Annotated in this window: 17 protein-coding genes; 4 read left to right on the top strand and 13 right to left on the bottom strand. The window is 70.7% G+C overall.

What is annotated here, in order from left to right; translation table 11 throughout:
* Positions 1–22: 22 nt before the first annotated feature.
* Positions 23–1,195 carry an EAL domain-containing protein gene (locus tag ACVBD7_RS10990; protein WP_458097520.1) on the bottom strand — a complete coding sequence of 391 codons (1,173 nt, stop codon included), beginning with the start codon at positions 1,193–1,195 and terminating at the stop codon, positions 23–25.
* 252 nt (positions 1,196–1,447) lie between these two features.
* Here ACVBD7_RS10990 and ACVBD7_RS10985 point away from each other — a divergent pair, with 252 nt between their 5' ends.
* A complete protein-coding gene (locus ACVBD7_RS10985; protein WP_458097519.1) occupies positions 1,448–2,221 on the top strand; it encodes an HpcH/HpaI aldolase family protein in 774 nt (257 codons plus the stop codon).
* A 3-nt stretch (positions 2,222–2,224) separates the two neighbouring features.
* On the opposite strand, the gene ACVBD7_RS10980 is transcribed toward ACVBD7_RS10985, so the two are convergent.
* The 4 genes from ACVBD7_RS10980 to ACVBD7_RS10965 all read right to left on the bottom strand — a co-directional run bounded on the left by ACVBD7_RS10980 (position 2,225) and on the right by ACVBD7_RS10965 (position 7,576).
* The gene (locus ACVBD7_RS10980; protein ID WP_458097518.1) at positions 2,225–3,793 is read right to left on the bottom strand and encodes a Na+/H+ antiporter; all 1,569 of its coding nucleotides are present in this window, start codon (positions 3,791–3,793) and stop codon (positions 2,225–2,227) included.
* Between the two features lie 50 nt (positions 3,794–3,843).
* Positions 3,844–5,301, bottom strand: coding sequence for a mannose-1-phosphate guanylyltransferase/mannose-6-phosphate isomerase (locus ACVBD7_RS10975; RefSeq protein WP_458097517.1), 1,458 nt, complete (start codon positions 5,299–5,301; stop codon positions 3,844–3,846).
* A 123-nt stretch (positions 5,302–5,424) separates the two neighbouring features.
* Positions 5,425–6,927 (bottom strand): tripartite tricarboxylate transporter permease, encoded by a 1,503-nt coding sequence (locus tag ACVBD7_RS10970; protein WP_458097516.1) that lies wholly within the window; start codon positions 6,925–6,927, stop codon positions 5,425–5,427.
* Between the two features lie 31 nt (positions 6,928–6,958).
* The gene (locus ACVBD7_RS10965; protein ID WP_458097515.1) at positions 6,959–7,576 is read right to left on the bottom strand and encodes a tripartite tricarboxylate transporter TctB family protein; all 618 of its coding nucleotides are present in this window, start codon (positions 7,574–7,576) and stop codon (positions 6,959–6,961) included.
* A 280-nt stretch (positions 7,577–7,856) separates the two neighbouring features.
* Between ACVBD7_RS10965 and ACVBD7_RS10960 the strand changes: the two genes are divergently transcribed.
* Both ACVBD7_RS10960 and ACVBD7_RS10955 read left to right on the top strand, forming a co-directional pair.
* Positions 7,857–9,086, top strand: coding sequence for a M20 metallopeptidase family protein (locus ACVBD7_RS10960; protein ID WP_458097514.1), 1,230 nt, complete (start codon positions 7,857–7,859; stop codon positions 9,084–9,086).
* Entirely contained in the window at positions 9,083–10,069 is a 987-nt protein-coding gene (locus tag ACVBD7_RS10955; RefSeq protein ID WP_458097513.1) for a ketopantoate reductase family protein, read from the top strand. Before ACVBD7_RS10960 ends, ACVBD7_RS10955 begins: the two co-directional genes overlap by 4 nt.
* Positions 10,070–10,166: 97 nt before the next feature.
* Here ACVBD7_RS10955 and ACVBD7_RS10950 read toward each other — a convergent pair whose 3' ends face one another.
* From ACVBD7_RS10950 to ACVBD7_RS10940, 3 genes are all read right to left on the bottom strand, one after another.
* The gene (locus tag ACVBD7_RS10950) at positions 10,167–10,475 is read right to left on the bottom strand and encodes a hypothetical protein (protein WP_458097512.1); all 309 of its coding nucleotides are present in this window, start codon (positions 10,473–10,475) and stop codon (positions 10,167–10,169) included.
* Between the two features lie 135 nt (positions 10,476–10,610).
* The gene (locus tag ACVBD7_RS10945; protein WP_458097511.1) at positions 10,611–11,318 is read right to left on the bottom strand and encodes a hypothetical protein; all 708 of its coding nucleotides are present in this window, start codon (positions 11,316–11,318) and stop codon (positions 10,611–10,613) included.
* A gap of 251 nt (positions 11,319–11,569) precedes the next feature.
* Entirely contained in the window at positions 11,570–11,845 is a 276-nt protein-coding gene (locus ACVBD7_RS10940; protein ID WP_458097510.1) for a hypothetical protein, read from the bottom strand.
* Between the two features lie 161 nt (positions 11,846–12,006).
* Here ACVBD7_RS10940 and ACVBD7_RS10935 point away from each other — a divergent pair, with 161 nt between their 5' ends.
* Positions 12,007–12,339, top strand: a complete 333-nt coding sequence (locus tag ACVBD7_RS10935; protein ID WP_458097509.1) for a DUF1491 family protein — start codon at positions 12,007–12,009, stop codon at positions 12,337–12,339.
* 10 nt (positions 12,340–12,349) lie between these two features.
* Here ACVBD7_RS10935 and ACVBD7_RS10930 read toward each other — a convergent pair whose 3' ends face one another.
* The 5 genes from ACVBD7_RS10930 to ACVBD7_RS10910 all read right to left on the bottom strand — a co-directional run bounded on the left by ACVBD7_RS10930 (position 12,350) and on the right by ACVBD7_RS10910 (position 17,088).
* A complete protein-coding gene (locus ACVBD7_RS10930) occupies positions 12,350–12,604 on the bottom strand; it encodes a hypothetical protein (protein ID WP_458097508.1) in 255 nt (84 codons plus the stop codon).
* A 101-nt stretch (positions 12,605–12,705) separates the two neighbouring features.
* Entirely contained in the window at positions 12,706–14,574 is a 1,869-nt protein-coding gene (locus ACVBD7_RS10925) for a peptidoglycan -binding protein (protein ID WP_458097507.1), read from the bottom strand.
* Positions 14,575–14,728: 154 nt separating this feature from the next.
* Entirely contained in the window at positions 14,729–15,868 is a 1,140-nt protein-coding gene (locus ACVBD7_RS10920; protein WP_458097506.1) for a flagellar motor protein MotA, read from the bottom strand.
* Between the two features lie 5 nt (positions 15,869–15,873).
* Positions 15,874–16,596 (bottom strand): hypothetical protein, encoded by a 723-nt coding sequence (locus tag ACVBD7_RS10915; RefSeq protein ID WP_458097505.1) that lies wholly within the window; start codon positions 16,594–16,596, stop codon positions 15,874–15,876.
* A 93-nt stretch (positions 16,597–16,689) separates the two neighbouring features.
* Positions 16,690–17,088, bottom strand: a complete 399-nt coding sequence (locus ACVBD7_RS10910; protein WP_458097504.1) for a host attachment family protein — start codon at positions 17,086–17,088, stop codon at positions 16,690–16,692.
* Positions 17,089–17,117: the final 29 nt, after the last annotated feature.

Below are 17,117 nucleotides of genomic sequence, written 5' to 3'. Positions count from 1 at the left end.
CGGTTCGTACTTGCCCTCCCGGTCAGGCGGGGCCGGGAAGCTCGGTGATGACCAGGGAGAGGCCCAGCAGCTCGCCGCTGTCGTCGCGCGCCGGGGCGGCGGCGAGCAGGCCGGTGCGGCGGGCAGCCGGCAGAGGCAACAGGCGGGGAGGGATGGGCTCGCCTCGGCGGGCGCGATCCAGGTCCGATTGCGCGTGGGCGGCAATGGCGGGCTCGATCTCGCCGATGGGGCGGCCGAGCATCGCGCGCGCCTCCAGCCCCAGCTGGGACGCGCAGTGGCGGTTGGCGCCGAGGACGCGAAGGGTGCGATCGAGGAACAGGAGACCAGTGGGAGCGGCGGCATAGGCGGCCTCGAGCTTGCCGAGGCGTTGGTCGGCCGAGAGGTGGCGGTGGAGGGGTTCCTGGGCGGCCTCGCCGCGGGCGCGGAGAACCGCCGGGACCTCCTCGGCGGGGACGGGGCGGCCGTAAAGCCAGCCCTGGGCGAAGTCGCAGCCCAGGCGGCTGAGAGTCTCCGCTTGGCTCTCGGTCTCCACCCCTTCGGCCACCACGGCGGAGCCGAGGCTCTGGCCAAGGCTGATCACCGCGCCAACGATCTTCCGGCTGTCCCGCGATTCGCCCATGGAACGGACAAAGCTGCGATCCACCTTGATCTCGTCGAAGGGCAGGGCTTGGAGGCGGGTGAGGCTGGAATGGCCGGTGCCGAAATCGTCGAGCACGATGCGCACGCCCTTGCCGCGCAGCAGATCGGCGGTGGCGCGCGCGGCCTCAATGTCGCCGATCACGGCGGTTTCGGTGATCTCGACCTGGGTGCGCTCGAGCGGAAATCCGGTGGAGCGCACCGTCTCCTCGAACAAGCCGGGCATCGTCGCGTCCTGGAAATGCAGGGGCGAAATGTTGAAGGCCAGGCGGAAGTCGCCGCCCCATTCCAGCGCGGCCGCGCAGGCCGTGCGGATCAGGTGCTCGGTCAGGGCAGCCATATGGCCACCGTTCTCGGCGATTGGGATGAAGCGCGCGGGCGGGATCGGGCCCAGCAGCTCGTCCGTCCAGCGCGCGAGCACCTCGAAGCTGGCGATGGTGCCGTCCTTCATCTGAACGATGGGCTGGAAGGCAGGGCGGATCGCGCCGCGTCGCATGGCAGTTTCGAGGAGATCCGCGATGCGCTGATCGTCCTCGGGCGAATTGGTCTGCGGCTCCATGTGATCTCCCCCGCCCTGTCTGCCATGGCGGCGAGCAGGGGCTAAACGCAGACCCGTGCCGGTCGTTGCGGACGCGTGATAGAAGGACTGGTCTGTTGGATTTGATCGGGGCGACTGCAATCGCATCCCGGCACCGTCGCGCGCGTGTGAGCTGGCGGGCGGTCACGTTGCGCGCGAGGCGGCTTGGGAGAAGGATGCGGGACAGCGGCGCGGGGTTCCCGTGGGCGCTTGGGATGATCGGGGGAACGCCGCGTGGCGAACAAGCTGAAGGATGCGTGGAGGTCCGGGCAGAAGACGGTGAACGGGTGGCTCGCCATCCCGACCGCCTTCACGGCCGAGGTGATGGCGGGGCTGGGCTATGACAGCCTGACCGTCGATCTCCAGCATGGGCTGCAGGACTACCAATCGGCGGTGGCGTGCTTCCAGGGACTGTCGGCGCAGGAGGGTGCGTCGCGGCCCGTGGCGATGGCGCGCATTCCCTGGAACGAGCCGGGGATCATCGGCAAGTTGCTGGATGCCGGTGCGCAGGGGCTGATCTGCCCGATGGTGAACACGCGCGAGCAGGCCGAGGCCTTCGTGGGCGCCTGCCGCTACCCGCCTCTCGGCACGCGCTCCAACGGGCCGATCCGGGCAGGGCTGTATGGCGAGGTCGGGCGGTACTTCTACACCGCGAACGACGACGTGATCTGCCTGCCGATGATCGAGACGGGCGAGGCGGTGGACAACCTTGAGAGCATCCTCGACGTGCCGGGTGTGGACGGCATCTATATCGGGCCGACCGATCTGTGCATTTCACTCGGCATCCTGCCGCCGGTGATGGAGCGGGAGGAGCCGGAGGTGATGGCGATCTACGAGCGGTTGATCGCGGCCTGCAAGGCGCGCGGGAAGTTCATCGGCATCCATGCGACCACGGGCACCTATGTGCGCCGCCTGCACGGCATGGGCTTCGACTTCGCTACCATGGGCAGCGACCTGACCAACATGGTCGGCGGCGTGCGTGCCCAGATGGCGGCGCTGAAGGGCTAATCTTTACCCCGCCTGGTTCAGCTCCTGAACCAGGCGCAACTCCTCGTGGTCCGTCTCGGAGAGGAGGCTGGTGAGCAGCTCGTCCGTCATCCCGTCCTCGGACTGATGGCGGAGAAGGCGGTCGCGGGAGGCGCGCAGGGCGGCGAGGCGGATCTGCAGGCGGGCGCGCAGCTCGGCCTGCGGGCCGCCGGCCGCGACGCCGGTGAAGACGCGGGCGATGTCGCGGAATTCGCCGAGCATGTCGCGAGCCATCACGCCGTCGAGCGGGCTGTCGAGGCGGCTCTCCACCTCGGCGAGCGCGGCCTGGGACATCAGGCGGCGGGCCAGGGCTTCCGGGCGGGTCATGCCGCGGCGTGCGGGCTCGGCGACGCCGAGACGCAGGATCAACCATTCGAGGGTGGTGCCCTGCACGACGAGTGTCGCCAGGATGGCGACGAAGGCGAGGAAGATCAGCAGGTCCCGGTGCGGCACTTCGAGCGGAAGGGCCAGCGCCGTCGCGAGCGAGACCACGCCGCGCATGCCCGCCCAGCCGATGATGGCCGCGTCCCGCGGATGGGGCAGCGTCTCGCCCCGGGCAAGCACGGGGATCAGGCGCGGGAGGATGGCGAAAGGCATTACCCAGGCCAGGCGCGAGAGGATGAGAGTGACCGAGAGGGACAGGGCGGCGAGCGCGAGGAAGCCGAAGCTGTATTCGCCCAACCGTTCCACGATGCCGTTGAGCTGCAGCCCGACAAGGATGAAGACGAGACTGGTGAGGGCGAATTCCACAAAGTCCCAGGTGGCCACGGCCTCGATGCGCGTCTGGGGCGTGAGAAGCGAGCGCTGGCGCTGGGCGAGGAGGATGCCCGCCGTGACGACGGCGATGACGCCGGAGACGTGGAAGCGTTCGGCGAGAAGGAAGGCGCCGTAGGCCACGAGGAAGGTGAAGGCGATCTCGAGCGGGGTCTCCTCCAGCCGCGGCAGGATGCGGCCGGCGAGCCAGGCGACGGCCCAGCCGACGGCGAGCCCACCGAGCGCGACGCCGAGGAATGTGAGGGCGACGAGGGGCGGGGCGAGGGTGCCGGCGCCGAGTGCGCCGACCGCGAGGCGGAAGAGGACGAGGGAGGAGGCGTCGTTCACCAGGCTCTCGCCCTCCAGCACCGTCACGATGCGGCGGGGCAGGCGGAGGCGCTTGAGGACGGAGGCGGCGGCGACCGCATCGGGAGGCGCGACGACGGCGCCGAGCGCGATGGCGGCGGCCCAGGGAAGATCGGGCAGGAGGAGCTTGGCGACCACTGCCACGCAGGCGGCGGTGAAGAAGACGGCGCCGACCGCGAGCAGGAGGATCGGGCGAAGGCTGTCGCGGAACTCCTGCCAGTCCGTTCGCCAGGCGCTGGCCTGGAGGAGCGGGGGCAGGAAGGCGGCCAGCGCCACCGTCGGGTCCAGTTCCACCCGCGGCAGGCCGGGGATGAAGGCCAGCGCCATGCCGCCGAGGATGAGAACCACCGCATAGGGCAGCCGGGTGCGGCGGGCTACGATGGCGAAGCCGAGGCAGACGCCCAGCAACGCCAGCGTGATCTCGAGCATGAGCATGGGTTAAGTCTGCTGCAGGGAGCCGGCGGGCGGAAGCGCGGCCTGTCCGGCTACGCCCTGCCGTATGTATCCTCGAATCGGACGATGTCGTCCTCGCCCAGGTATGCGCCGGACTGGACCTCGATGAGGGTGAGCGGGATCATGCCCGGGTTTTCGAGGCGGTGGACGCAGCCGAGCGGCAGGTAGACGCTCTCGTTCTCGCGCAGAAGGATGCGCTCGGCGTCGCGCTCGACGACGGCGGTGCCGTTGACCACCACCCAGTGCTCGGCGCGGTGGTAGTGCTTTTGCAGGCTGAGCTTCTCGCCCGGGCGGACGAGGATCTTCTTCACCTGGAACCGGTCGCCCTGGATCAGGCCCTCGTAGTGGCCCCAGGGGCGGTACATGCGGCGATGCGCGCCGGCCTCGGGGCGCTTCTTCGCCTTGAGCTGCTCGACGAGCTTCTTGACGTCCTGGGCGCGGTCGCGGTGCAGCGCCAGCACGGCGTCCTCGGTGCTGACCAGCACAACGTCGGAAAGGCCGATGACGCTGGTGAGGATGCCTTCCGAGCGGACATAGCAGTTGCTGGCGTCCAGCAGCTCGACCGGCCCGTGGGTGGCGTTGCCGGCCGTGTCCTTCGGCGACACCTGCCACAGCGCGTCCCAGGAGCCGACATCGGACCAGCCGAGATCAGCCGGCACCACCGCGGCGTGCGCCGTGCGCTCCATCACCGCGTAGTCGATCGAGATCGACGGCGCCTCGGCAAAGGCGGCGCCGAGGCGGACGAAGTCAAGGTCGCGGGCCGCGCCGTCGACCGCCGCGCGCACGCTGGCGACCAGCTCGGGCTGCAGGCGCTCGAGCTCGGCCAGCAGCGCGCTGCTGCTGGCGACGAACATGCCGGCGTTCCAGAGGTGCCGCCCGCCCTCGAGGAAGGCCTGGGCGCGGACGAGTTCGGGCTTCTCGACGAAGGAGGCGATGGCGGAGACGCCTTCCGCGTTCACCAGCGGCGCGCCGGCCTCGATATAGCCGAAGCCGGTCTCGGGCGTGGTGGGGCGCATGCCGAAGGCGACGATATGGCCGGCCCGCGCCGCGACCGACGCCCGGGCAAGGGCGGCGTGGAGGGCGGGCAGGTCCTGGATGGCGGCATCGGCAGCCATGATCCAGAGGAGCGCGTGGGGGTCGGACTCGGCCACGAGCAGGGCGGCGGCGGCGATGGCGGGGGCCGAGTTGCGGGCCGCGGGCTCGAGCACGATGCGGGCGCCGGAGGAGAGCCCGGCCTCGCGCAGCTGCTCGGCGACAAGGAAGCGATGCGCCTCGGCGCAGATGACCATGGGCGGCGCGAAGCCCGGGCCCGTGGCGCGCCCCACCGTCTCCTGCAGCATCGACTGCGCCGAGGTCAGCGGCCAGAACTGCTTGGGATACCCCTCCCGCGACAGGGGCCACAGCCGCGTCCCAACCCCGCCCGACAAAACCACGGGAACAACACGGTCGGCTGCGCCGGCGGGCCGATTGGCGGGGACTTCCTGCGACATGACGACTCCCGCAACGGAAACGATCAGGGGCGAGCCCGGGGACGTAGCCAAGTGGGGCGCAAAAGAAAAGCCGCCCCGGCGAACCGGGGCGGCTTCCTGATCATCCGGCCTTGCGGCGGAAGGCTACTCGGCGAGTGCCTTGTCCTTGCCGGCGCGCAGGCTGGGCAGAAGCATGGCGCCGAGCACGAGGCCCGCGATACCCAGCAGCGTCGCGCTGATCGGGCGCTCGATGAACACCACAGGATCACCGCGCGAGAGCAGCATGGCGCGGCGGAGGTGCTCCTCCATCATCGGGCCGAGCACGAAGCCGATGAGCAGGGGCGCCGCCTCCATCTTCAGCTTGGAGAAGATGTAGCCAAGGATGCCAAAGAACAGGGTCTGGTACACGTCGAAGACCGAGTTGTTCAGCGAGTACACGCCGATCGCGCAGAACACGAGGATGGACGGATAGAGGTACTTGTAGGGCACCTGCAGCAGCTTCACCCACATGCCGATCAGCGGCAGGTTGATGACGAGCAGCATGAGGTTGCCAACCCACATCGAGCAGATCAGGCCCCAGAACAGGTCCGGTTGGGCCTCCACCATGCGGGGGCCGGGCTGGATGCCCTGGATGATCAGCGCGCCGACCATGAGCGCCATCACGGCGTTGGCCGGGATGCCGAGCGTGAGCAGCGGGATGAAGGAGGTCTGGGCCGCGGCGTTGTTCGCCGCCTCCGGACCGGCCACGCCCTCGATCGCGCCGCTGCCGAACTCATGGCGGTAGCGGCTCATCTTCCGCTCCATCATGTAGGAGCCGAAGGCGGCCAGCGAGGCGCCGCCGCCCGGCAGGATGCCGAGCACGGAACCCACCACCGTGCCGCGCAGCACGGAGGGGATGGAGCGGCGGAACTCGGCATTGGTCAGCATCAGGCTGCCGACCTTGCCCGAGAGGACCGAACGGGCCTCGGGGCGCTCGAGGTTCAGGATGATCTCGCCGATGCCGAAGATGCCCATGGCGATCGAGACGAAGCCGAGGCCGTCCGACAGCTCAGGCACGCCGAAGGTGAAGCGCTGCTGGCCGGTCTGCACGTCCGTGCCGACCAGGCCGAGAGCGACGCCGAGCACCACCATGGCGATCGACTTCAGGATCGAGCCCTGGGCCAGCACCGCGGAGATGATCAGGCCGAGCAGCATGAGCGAGAAGTAGTCGGCCGGGCCGAAGGAGAGCGCCACCTGGGTGAGGAGCGGGCCGGAGGCGGCGACGAGGATGGTGGCGACGGAGCCGGCGAAGAAGGAGCCGCAGGCCGCGATGGTCAGCGCGGCGCCGGCGCGGCCGTTGCGCGCCATCTTGTAGCCTTCGAGGGTAGTGACGACCGATGACACCTCGCCTGGAAGGTTGAGCAGGATGGCGGTGGTGGAGCCGCCGTACTGCGCGCCATAATAAATGCCGGCGAGCATGATGATGGCGGTGGTTGCCGGCTGGCCGAAGGTGATGGGCAGCAGCAACGAGATGGTGGCCACGGGGCCGATGCCCGGCAGAACGCCGATGGCGGTCCCGATCAGCGCGCCGAGCAGCGCGAAGAGCAGGTTGTCGAAGGTCAGCGCGACCCCGAAACCGTGCGCCAGGTTGTTGAGAAGCAGTTCCATGGTTGGTCTTGGCCTTTCCCGTCCCGGCGCTTCAGAAAATGGTCGGCCACAGGGGAACGCGGATATCGAGTTCCTTGATGAAGACGAACCAGCAGAGGATGCAGAGGAACAGCGACATCGCGGCCACGCCGAGCGGCCGGTGCTCGCGGTCCGCGACCGCGGAGACGACGCAGACGGCGGCGATGGTGATCATCAGGCCCAGCGGCTCGAGCAGCAGGCCGAAGATGGCGAAGGCGCCGAGCACCATGCCAAGCGGCCGCCATGCTGGCGACACCGCGAGGATCATCAGCGCGACGAAGCAGGCCGCGCCGACCTGGATGTAGTTTGTGTTGAGGCCCATGCCCTCCATCACCCGCCAGATAACGATGCCGACGGCGACGCTGATGGCGAGGGTGGTGAGGTCGAGCTTCGTCCAGCGCTCGATCGGGTCCGGCCCGTTACGGAACGCGAGCAGAAAGACGATGAGGCCGAGGCCGAGCTGGATCCAGAAGACCAGCATCGGCATGTAGCCGGGGCCCATGCGCCTTGCGGTGCCGAGCGTGTGCTGCTCCAGCCCGATGCCGAGGAAGCCGCCGTTGATGAAAAGGCCGATGACGGCGATGAGGATGAGGAGTCCCCCCGCGTACAGGTCTTTCACATTGATCTTCATGAAGTCTCCACCCCTAAGTCCCTCAAGGTAAGCCGATCCGACAGGGGGCTCGTCAGGAGGGGAAGGGCGGATGCGGATAAGGCCGCGGGGCCCCTTTTGGGGGCGGCGCGGCCGGCATCTGCGTGCCCTGTCCCTGGTCCCGGACGTGCTCCCCGAAAGAGAGAGGTGGCGCACCCTATGTGGCGGCGCCCGATGCCACAAGCGTGAGATTGTGGCGGCGCTTGTCATGGATGCTTCTTCACCTACGATGCAGCGCAACATCCTTGCGGGAAATCACTGCATGACGGGCGCCCAGGCAACAGGAGTGGCGGCGGGGAACGTGCCCGAATCCAGGGGAATGGCGAACGATCCCGTGCGCCGGATCGCGGAGGCGGCGGCGGCGCTGGCGCCCGCGCTCTCGGCCATACGGCGCGACCTCCACGCCCATCCCGAGCTGGCCTTCGAGGAGGTGCGGACCGCGGGAATCGTCTCGGCCGAGCTGTCCCGGCTCGGCATCCCGCACCGCACGGGGCTGGGGGGCACGGGAATCGTCGGCATGATCGAGGGCGGGCGGCCAGGGCCGACCCTTGCCATTCGCGCCGACATGGATGCGCTGCCGATCCATGAGGAGACCGGGCTGGACTATGCCAGCACCGTGGACGGGAAGATGCATGCCTGCGGGCACGACATCCACACCTCCACCCTGCTGGGAGTGGCCGCGGTGCTGCGCGACATGGCGCCGATGCTGGCCGGGCGCGTGGCACTGGTGTTCCAGCCGGCCGAGGAGGTGCTGGGCGGCGCGGCCGCGATGATCGCGGATGGCGCGGCGAACGGCTTCGACATGGCGCTGGGCTTCCACAACCACCCGGACATGCCGGTGGGCCGCACGGGCTTCGCGCGCGGCGCCTGCCTTGCGGCGTCCGATCGGTTCGATCTCGTGCTGCGCGGGCGATCCGGCCATGCGGCGCATCCCGAATCGGCGGTGGACCCGATCGTGGCCGGTGCGCATTTCGTGGCGCAGGTGCAGACGGTGGTGAGCCGCGAGGTGGACCCGCTGAAGCCCGCGGTGGTGACCATCGGGATGATGTCCGGCGGCACCACCTACAACATCATTCCCGAGCGGGTACACCTAAAGGGCACGGTGCGGACGCTGGACCCGGGGACGCGCGACATCGCCGAGGCCGCGATCCGCCGGCTCTGCGCGGGGCTGGTGGCCGGGTTCCGGGTGGAGGCGGCGCTGGACTACGTGCGCCTGGTGCCGCCGCTGGCCAATGACGACGAGGTGCTCGACCGGATGCTGGCGGCCGTTTCCGCCCAGCTCGGCGCCGCGCCGGAGGAGGGGGCGCCGAGCATGGGGAGCGAGGACTTCGCGGAGTTCGCGCAGATCGTGCCCTCCGCCCATCTGCGGATCGGCTCGGGCGCGCCGGGGCGGGCCGACAAGCTGCACAATGCCGGCTATCAGCCGGATGAGGGCTGCATCGCCATCGGCGTGCAGGCCCTGTCGCGTTCCGCGCTGGAGATGCTGTCGTGAAGGTATGCGTTTTCGGGGCCGGGGCGATCGGTGGGCACATCGCGGGGCGGTTGGCCCGCGGCGGGGCCGAGGTGAGCGTGGTGGCGCGCGGCGGGACGTTGGCCGCGATCCGTGAGCGCGGTCTGACGGTGGTAGCGAAGGACGGGACCTTTCATGCGCGCCCCGAGGCCAGCGACGACCCGGCCGTGCTCGGCCCGCAGGATGCGGTGGTGGTGACGGTGAAAGGGCACCAGCTGCCCGGCGTCGCGGCCGCCATCGCGCCGCTGCTGCGGCCGGACACGCCGGTGGCCTTCGTGATGAACGGCATCCCCTGGTGGTACTTCGACCGGCATGGCGGAGCGCTGGACGGCACGGCACTGCCCGCGCTCGATCCCGGCGGCGAAGTGCGGAGCGCGGTGGGCGTGGAGCGGACGGTGGGCGGGGTGGTCTATTCCGCCTGCACCATCACCGAGCCCGGCACGATCATCGTGGAGAACGAGCGCAGCAAGGTGGTGCTGGGCGGGCTGGACGGGCAGGTGGGCGAGGGCGTGCGCGCCCTGGCCGCTGTGCTGGAAGCGGGTGGGATGGGCGCGCCGATCGTGCCGGATATTCGGCGCGAGGTGTGGCTGAAGTTGGTGTCCAACCTGGCCTATGGGCCGCTCTGCCTGCTCTCGCGCCAGGGCATCGGGGCGACGCTGGCGGACCCGGCGGCGCGCGAGGCGGCGTTTGCCGGGCTGATGGAAGGCGCCGCGGTCGCGCGCGGGCTCGGCCTATCGCTCGACTTCGATGTGGCGGAGCGAGTGGAGGCGTCCTCGAAGAGCGCCCACAAGCCGTCCATCCTGCAGGACATGGAGTCCGGCAAGGCGATCGAGATGGAGGCGATGCTGGTGCAGCCTCTGGCCCTTGCACGGATGGCCGGGGTTGGGACGCCGGTGCTGGACCTGCTGGTCGGGCTGGCGCGGATGGCTGCGGAGGCGACCGGGCAGTATTCTCCGGCTGCGTGAGCGGTTGCGGCCTGGGGCGACGCCGCCCTAGGCCGCGGACATGAAAAGGCCGGGCAAGCACGATGCCTGCCCGGCCTGGAACGAGGCGACCGCGAGCTTACCAGCCGTAATACGGGCGGTAGGCCACCGGCGGCGGCGGCGCATAATAGGCGACCGGCGGGGGCGGCGCATAATAGGCCGGCGGCGGAGCGTAATACGCGACCGGCGGCGGCGGCGGGGCGTAGTAGCGCGGCGCAGCATAGGCCGAGCCGGCAATGGCGCCGAGCGCCAGGCCGCCGATGATCGCACCGGCAACGGCACCGCCACCCGGACCGCGGCGATGCCAGCCATTAGCCTCGGCGGGGTTGGCGGCCATCAGCGCGGCGGTGGCGGCGCCGGCGAGGACGAGGCCTCGGAACATCTTCATGAATGGGCCCTCCCAGGGCGGATGACCGTATGACCTTGGCGGTGAACCGGTGCCGGATTGTGGCATCGGCGGGGTCACATCGTGACCCTTTTCATATGGTGGTTTGGCGCAAGCGGGGGAAGAGTTTTCGCGGGCTCAGCCTGTAACGGCAGCTTTCCGTAAGCTGGGCAGGGGACTGGGCATCGCGGTCTGCCCGAGGACCCAACCCTCCCATCGGCGGATCCAGGGATCGTCCGGAACGAAGTCCGGGCGGGCGCCGTCGAGGACGGAGACGACGCAGAGAAGGCCAAGAAGACTGTCGAGCCGGTCCTCGCCTGTTGCGTCGGCGCCGAAGCCGGTCTCGATCGCGGCGGCGAGGGCAGGAGTGGGGTCGACCGCCAGGCGGTCCATGGCGGCGCGGATATGCGGGGCGGCGGCGCGACGGGCGGGCTGGGCGCGCTTGCTGCCGGGAAGTCGGATGCCGAGCTGGCGCATCGCCTCGGCTGGGTAGGTTTCGGCGAGGCTGGCGGTGCCGGGGGCGAGAAGGGTTTGGAGCGGGCCCTCGAAGGGCCAAAGGCGGTAGGCAGCGCCCGCCCCGAGGCCCGGGGCGAGCCAGTCGCGCCAGGCGGAGATGGCGGCCTTGCCGGTTTGATTGGCCCCGAGGGTCCAGAAGAGGGGGGCGCCGGCGGGGCGCTCGGCGGTTGCCCGGTCGCAGAGGCGGGAAAGATGCTCGGGGCCGGCAAAGCCCAGGGCGGCGGCGTGGGACGCCCGGGTCATGCCGCGGATGCCGCGTGAGGGGTAGAAGGGCCGATCGGGCGAAACGGTGTCCAGGGTTTCGCTGACCTGGAGGAAGGCCTCGGGCATGGCCCGGAGAAAGGTGGGAAAGTCCGGTTCCGGACGGGCGGCGGCCCATGCGCGGGGAAGGCCGAGGGGTAGATCCAGCCCCAGGGCGACCGGTGGGCCCTCGGCGATCAGGGCGGCGGTGAGGGCTGCGGGATCGCCGACGGGGGTTGCGGCCTCGGCCGTCCAGGCGCCGTTCGCGCGGCGGGCGAGAGTGACCCAGCGCTTGGCAGGATGGGCGGACCAGTCGGCATGGCCCGCCGTGAGCCTCTGGTTCAGCGCGAGCCCTTGAGGGGCTGCTGAGCCTTGTCGAGCAGGCGGCGGAAGAGGTTGGGCTTCTTCGCGGGGGCGACCTCGGCGGCGCGGGCCTTGGCGTCCTTCGCGGCAGCGCGGCGCTCCTCCTCCCGCTCCTTCTCCTTGGCGGCGAGCCACTTCTCCAGCGTCATGCCGGCCTTGGCGGCGCGGCGGGCCTCATAGGCGCGCTGGGCGTCGGTCATGCCGCCCGGCTTCGTCGTGTTGCGTGCCTCGTCGCGCGGCTTCTGGACGGCCATGTTGATGATTCCAGTGGTGATGGGGCGGCCCGTCTGGGCCGGAAGGGCACGCGAACGCGTGAGGATGGAATGGCGTGGCGGCGCCGCTTCATCAAGCCCCTCTTTCACGGACACGTCACCCCGTGGCAGGGGTGGCCTCGGCGGCGAATGGGGAGTGGGTCATGGAAGCGCGGGTGAAGGCGGGGCTATGGGTTTCCATGGCGCTCCGGGTAGCGGATTCCGCCGGCACGCCGGGGGTGGTGCTGCGGAAGGGCGATGCAGATAGTGGCGGCATCCTGTGCGTACTGCGCGGGCGCGGCGGGCTGGTGGTGCTCTCCCAGACGCGGGACGCGATGGGGCGGCCGGCCTGGATGCGCGGGACCGGGGCCGAGCCGGTCGATGATGCGACCGCGGATGGGTATGTCGGGCGGCAGGTGAAGCGCGACCCGGACCTCTGGGTGGTGGAGTTCGAGGTGCCGGACCTGCTGCCCCCCTTCGAGGCGGTGATCGTCTAGCGACGAAGACCTAGTCGGGGATCACGCTGGAAACTGCGTCGCAGACTGCGCCGACGCCCTGGCCCACGGCGCAGGTGGTGTCCCACAGGAACCCGCCAGCTTGGCCGGCGAAGTGTACGATCGTGCCAAGGGAATCCAGCTGGGTGGCGGTGTCGCCGATTTGCTGGAGGGTGCTGTCCTTCTGCGCGCCTTCGGCGAGCTGCTTTGCGCGCTCCACCTGTTCGGCGTTGGTGGCGGCGATGGCGGCGAGGTGATCCGGTTCCATGGCGTCGCTCCTCCTCCGTGATCGGCCGGAAGATCGTTCCGGCCGCCCCTAGAGCTTGAGGAGTGAGGTGGCGGAATCAAGGCAGCGGCGCGTTCGCGGCGTCACCGGTCCGTGAGGCGCAACTCGATCCGCCGATTGCGTGCCCGGGCCGCCGGCGTGTCCGCAGTGTCCAGCGGCTGGAACTCGCCGAAGGCTGTGGCGGCGACGCGGTTTGCCGGCAGGCCGTTCTGGATCATCAGCTGTGCCACCGCGATCGCGCGGGCGGAGGAGAGTTCCCAGTTGGTGGCGTAGCGCGGGCTGCGGATGGGAGAGTTGTCGGCGTGGCCATCCACGCGCAGGACCCAGTTGGTTCCCTCGGGGATGCGGCGGGCGATGTCGAGCAAGAGGCCGGTGACATTGGAGATCTGTTCGCGCCCGGCTTCCGACAGATCGGCGCTGCCGATGGGGAACAGCACCTCGGACTGGAAGACGAAGCGGTCACCCGCGATGCGGATTTCCGGGCGGTCGCCCAGCACGTCCCGCAGGCGGCCGAAGAAGTCGGAGCGGTAACGCTGCAGCTCCTCGACGCGGGCGGCAAGCGCGGCGTTCAGCCGGGTGCCGAGGGCGGCGATCTGGGTGTCCTTCTCGCGGTCCTGGGCTTCCTGCGCGTCCAGCGCGGTGGCGACGCGGCGGAGCTCGGCGCGCAATGCGTCGAGCTGCTGGGTGAGGAGGGCGGCCTGGGCGCGGGCGCTCTCGGCGAGGCGGGCGTATTCGCCCGACTGCGCTTCGGCGGCGCGGCGGGCCTCGGATTCGGTACGGGCGGTGCGGCTGGCCTCGGCGAGTAGGGCTTCGGCGGCGCCTCGGGTGCGGGTGGCGTCGGCCAGGGCGGCCTCCGCAACGCTGCGGGCGCGGGCGGCATCGACGGCGCCGGCCTGGGCGGTCTCGCGCAGGCGATTGGCCTCTGCGGTGGCGGCTTCGGCGGTGGTGCGGGCGCGGGTGGCGTCGGCCGCAGTGGACAGGGCGGCGTCGCGGGCGCGGATGGCCTCGGCGGCACGGGCCTCGGCGGCTTCCTGGGCGCGGGTGGCTTCGGTGGCCGCGGTCTGCGCGGCGGTGCGGGCGGCAAGCGCCTCGGCGGTCGCGGCCTCGGCGGTGGAGGTGGCGCCCTCGGCGGCGCGGCGGCGGCGTTCCTCGTCGCCGGCGCGGGCCAGGGCGGTTCGGGCGGCGACCTCGGCCTGGTCGCGCAGCGCGGTGAGCGCGCGGAGTTGGTCGTTGAGGCGCGCGATCTCGGTGAGACGGGTCTCGATGCTGGCCCGGTCGGTGACCGTCTGCTGGTCGAGGCGGGCGATCTCGCGGCGGAGGCCGGCGAGGTCGCGGCGTGCGGCGTCCAGCGCTGTGCGGGTTTCGGCCAGGCTGCGCTCGGCACCCTGGCGGGCGGCCTGCTCGGTGCCGAGGGCGCGACGGGTTTCGGTCAGGCCGCGGACAGTGCGGGCGGTGTCGGCGCCGGCGGCTTCGGCGCCGGACAGCGCCTCGTTCAGCCGGGCCTCGAGGCTGGTGATGCGCTGGTTGTTGCCGGAGGCTGCGAGCTCGGCATCGGAAAGGCGGGCGACGAGCCGGTCGCGCTCCTCGCGCGCCGCGTCGCGGGCGGAGGTGGTGCGGGCGGCCTCCTCCCGCAGGGCGGCGAGGTCGCGGCGGGCGGCGTCACGGTCTGCGCTGGCGGCGCGGGATTCCTCCTGGGCGCGGCCAAGGGCGGCGCGCAGCTCCTCGCCTCCGCCGCGCTCCAGCGAGAGAAGCTCGGCCAGTTCGGCGACCTGGCGGTTCAGCCGGTCCAGCGCGCGGTCGCGGGAGGAGAGGGCGACGGAAAGGAAGCCCTGGGCGAGGACGAAGACGAGCAGGACGAAAATGATGATGATGAGCAGCGTGGCCAGCGCGTCGACATAGCCGGGCCAGGCATTCAGGCCCTCGCGCTGGGTGTTGCGGCGGCCTAGGGCCACGGCACGAAAGCCGGGAGGAAGTATGCTCCCGGACCCCCTTCTGTTTCTGGGGTGTAAGCCTGGTGCGCGTGCTCAACCGGTGCACCCGGTAAACCCACCAAGAGACGATGAGCGGTCCAGGCAGAACTCTTTTTCCCCGGTCTTTTCCCCATTTTCATTGCTGCGCCGGCCCCTCGGCGAGCGCTGCGATGGTGCGGGCCAGGACCTTGATCTCGGAGCGGATCTCCTGGGTCGATTGCGCGCGGCCCTGCGCGGATTCCTCCAGCAGGCGGGCGAGGTAGAGCTCGACGTTGCGCAGATGGCCGCGAGAGGCGGCCTCGTGCTCGCCCAGGTCGGCAAGGCGGGCGAGGGTCGGGGCAATGCCTGACTGGCTTTCGGCCACGCGCTGCATCAGCACCTGGCTGGCGCGCATCTGGTCGGTCAGCACGGAGAGCCGTTCGGCGAGGGTTTCCAGGGCGCGGCCAGACCCGGCGCTACGCTCCTCCCCACGGGTGAGGATGCGTTGCAGGCCTTCCAGGTTCTCGGCGGTTTGCTCCAGCAGGGCCTGGACATAGGCGGGAACGGAGCCGCCCTCCGCGCCGCCCTCGCCGAGCACGCCGGAGGAGAGGCGGGTGAGGCCGGCGAGCCATTCCTCCAGCTCGTTGTAGAACCGGGCCTGGGCCTGCCCGGCAGTGAGGTCGAGGAAGCCGAGGACGAGGGCGCAGGCGAGGCCGAGCATGGAGGAGGAGAAGGCGACACCCATGCCGTTCAGCGGCTGGGCGAGGCCGGATTTGAGCTGGTTGAACAGTGTGGTCACGTCGCCCGTGCCGACGGACATGTTCTGGATCACGTCGGAGACGGAGCCGATGGTCAGGATCAGGCCCCAGAATGTGCCGAGCAGTCCGAGGAAGATAAGCAGGCCGGTCATGTAGCGGGAGAGTTCCCGCTGCTCGTCGAGGCGGGAGGCGATGCCATCCAGCACGGAACGCATGGCGCCGGCGGACAGTGAGAAGCGATCGCTCCGGCGGGAGGCGAGCATGGACGCCATGGGGGCCAGCAGGCGGGGCGCGGTCTTCGCCGCCTGTGCCGGATTGGGGGAGCGGAAGGCCTCGAGCCAGTCCACCTCATGCTTCAGAAGGGTGACCTGCCGGATGGTCCATCCCGTACCGAGCAGGAGGACCGCAAGGATTAGCGCGTTCAGCACGGGATTGACCGCGAAGGCGTGGCGCAGCTCGCCAAAGAGCAGGGCGCCGACAAAGGTGACGACGACGAGGAAGAGCACCATCCGGAGGAGGTAGCGGGTGGGGTTCGTCATGCGGGTCAGCCGCCTCTCGGCCTGGTCGGCGAAGGGGATGGCGCGGAGTTGGGCGCACGGGAGGATGCGGGGGCCGGGGAGGGGGCCGGCGTGGCTGCCGATGCGGCGGCGGGCGCGGGTGCCGGGCTAGGCTGCGTGGCGGGAGCCTCGCGCCGACGCGGGGCGGCGGGGGCGATGATGTCGATCGCGTCCTGCGCCTCCGCCGTTCGGCCGAGTGGGCGGATGTCGATGCGCGTGCTGGCGAGGCCACCGCGGACGAGGGAGGCCTTGATGGTCACCGCGCGGGCGAGGCTGGTGCGGCGGGCGACGGAGGGATCCTCGGCGGGGCCGGAGGCCTGAGCGAGGATGGTGACGCGGCCGGTGGTCTGGTTGGCGAGATAGCGGCCGATCGTCTCGATCGCGAGGCGGGCGTTGTGGTCGGGCTCGCCGCGGCCAGTGCGGCCGCCAAGGCGCCAGCCGCCGATGGGCAGGCGTACCATATCGGCTGGCAGGGGGAGGTTGGCGACGTCGAGCGGCAGGGCGGGGCGGGGTGCGGCGGAGAGGTCGGCGGCGCCGGGGGCATTCTCTGCCGGAGCGTCGGGCGCCGCGGGATCGTCGGCATCGCCGTCCGGCGCCGGCTGAGCCAGCGCGGCGCCAACAGGCAGGAAGCCTGGGGCCAGTGCTCCGGTGGCGAGGAGGAGGGCCAGGGCCGCAGCGGCGGCGGTTCGGCGCGTGGTGGGGGCGATCACCCCGGCAGGGTAGCCCAGGAACGAGCCCGCTAGAAGCGATGCCAAAAGAGGTCCGGGCGAGCCTGAGAGAAGGCTGCCCGGACCTGTGCCAGACTAGTTCAGCGCCGCGGCGATCTGCGCGGTGCTGTGGTTCGTCAGGTCCTTGGAGAGGGTGTGGACCACGCTGGCCTCCACCGTCTTGTGCAGGGCGCCGCGGATCTGGCCGAGGGTCTGCGGGTCGGCGATGATCACCAGGGCTTCGAAGCCATTGGCGGCGCGCATGGTCTGCAGCGACTGGGCGAGCTTTTTGGCGAAGGTGGCCTGGCCCGTCTCGTTCGGGGTCATGTCCTGCGGCGTCGAGCCGGAGGGGCCGTCATTGCTGAAATCGGAGAGGGTCATGCGCCGCTCCTCCGTCAGCGAGACCTCCGAGCCGGTGCCGCTGTTGCGGAGCAGGATGGCCTTCTCGCCGTCGGCGACGAGGACGAGGGCCTTGGTGGGAATGTCATGGGCCATGGTGGCGCCTCCTGAGGATTGCAACGCAG

This window comes from Roseomonas sp. WA12, assembly GCF_054165765.1.
This window is presented reverse-complemented; position numbering and strand designations above follow the sequence as displayed.